Source organism: Levilactobacillus yonginensis (genome assembly GCF_003946265.1).
Classification (GTDB): Bacteria; Bacillota; Bacilli; order Lactobacillales; family Lactobacillaceae; genus Levilactobacillus; species Levilactobacillus yonginensis.
In genome coordinates this window covers 1-1,751 of the sequence record NZ_RHNO01000056.1, presented here as the reverse complement: position 1 = coordinate 1,751, position 1,751 = coordinate 1, and the positions used below count along the sequence as shown (strand labels likewise).

The window sequence follows — 1,751 nt, the reverse complement described above, 5'->3', positions numbered from 1 at the left end:
GGAATAGGTTATACTAGACAAAAGATCAGCTCCTAAAAGATGGGTTTGTGGTAAACACCATTTTAAAGGAAGCTGATCTTTTTTGTCCGAACAGCGTTCGGATTAATTTTACAATCTACCTTTTGTCTAACTTTTGTGTTGCACTTCATGCACTTTAAAATGACTCAAGGCTAGTTTTTATTTGCTACTGAGCCATCGTTAATGATGGCCATTTTGTTCTAAAGTACATTCGTGATGACGCAATGATTCACCGATATCTCATCCAGATACTAAGCCTTCTTCTCTCGAATGGAGCCCACCAGATCATCTGTAGCTGGAGCGTTCGCAAGCAATGCGCGAACATCATCAAGATTCACCTTAACATTCCAAACTAAAACACCAACTAACTTATCGGTATCTATGAAATAGACAAGCGATCCATGCGTTCGCCGATCAAAAATCAATTGCAATTTAGGATCAATATTACCGATTGCTTGCCAGGAAATATCAAAAATCATGGAATAGAAGTATGGGGTATGCTGATAGCTCATGTGAGCACCTGCCATATTACGGCCAACTAATTCACCAGAAAGTCGGGCATGGTCCACGTGCTCAATCCGTTGCCGACCCAAGATGTGATCTGGATAAGAGGCAATATCTCCAGCAGACCAGATGGCTGGGTCACTAGTATTGAGATACTCATTAACTTTCACACCACCATCAGCTAAATCCAAACAACTGTCTTCAGCTAAACTAATCCGCGGCGTAACGCCTAACCCAACAATGATCGTATCGGCTGCGATCACCGTACCATCCTTTGTCAATAGAGTCAAGTGGTCACCTTGGCGTTGATATGATTGGACAAACTGACCACTCATCAGTGTGACACCATTGCGTTTGAACGTGGCTTCATACTCAGTCCGAATAGACTCAGGAAATTTACCCTCACCCAGCGCTTTTTCTGGAAAAATCATTGTAACTTCAGTCTCATTTTGGGTCAGTGACGATGCGAGCTCTGTACCAACATATCCACCACCAATGATCACAACTCGCTTGTTCGGACCACTAAATTTACGTAACTTGCGATAATCTGACCACTGTCTAAAGACTAGCACATGTGGATCAGAAGGTCCCTGGATTTGTCTAGGTTCTCCGCCAGTTGCTAGCAATAGCTGTTCATACTTGATTTGCTCACTATCGGCCAATGTAATGACCTTATCTTGCCGATTAATAGCCGTAACCGTTGTCTTGAACTTAAAAGTCACATTGGGATAATTTTCAGCACCAATCTGAATGTTCTCTTCAGTAAATTCATCATCTAGCCATAGTTTTTTACTCAGTGCCGGTCGTTCATATGGGACATCCGCCTCTTGCGAAATAATTAAGATCTCACCCTCTGAATCTTCCTGTCGAATTCCCTTGATGGCATAGCCAGCAACCACTCCGCCACCAACAATGACGTATCGATAGCTGTTTGTCTGATCCAAATCACTCATCTAATCGCCTCCATAACTTTACTTTTTCTAGGATCATTGTAATATAAAAACGCCATGATTCGAAAAATAACGATCAGAATTGTCAATCGTTGCTTGCTTTTATCAGAATAATAATTTTATTTACATACTGCTACAAAGCTATCAAATATCACTATGATCCAGATTTAGGGTAGCGTCAAGAATCTTGTGTAAATGAAATGCCTTCGTACATATAATATGTATCTAACTTAAATAAATGATGCTTCCAAGGTGTCCTGGAGTCCTTTGAACCCTCGG

General features: G+C 41.2%; 1 protein-coding gene. It reads right to left on the bottom strand.

What is annotated here, in order from left to right:
- Positions 1-269: 269 nt before the first annotated feature.
- A complete protein-coding gene (locus EKM87_RS12290; RefSeq protein WP_002825823.1) occupies positions 270-1,475 on the bottom strand; it encodes an NAD(P)/FAD-dependent oxidoreductase in 1,206 nt (401 codons plus the stop codon).
- Positions 1,476-1,751: the final 276 nt, after the last annotated feature.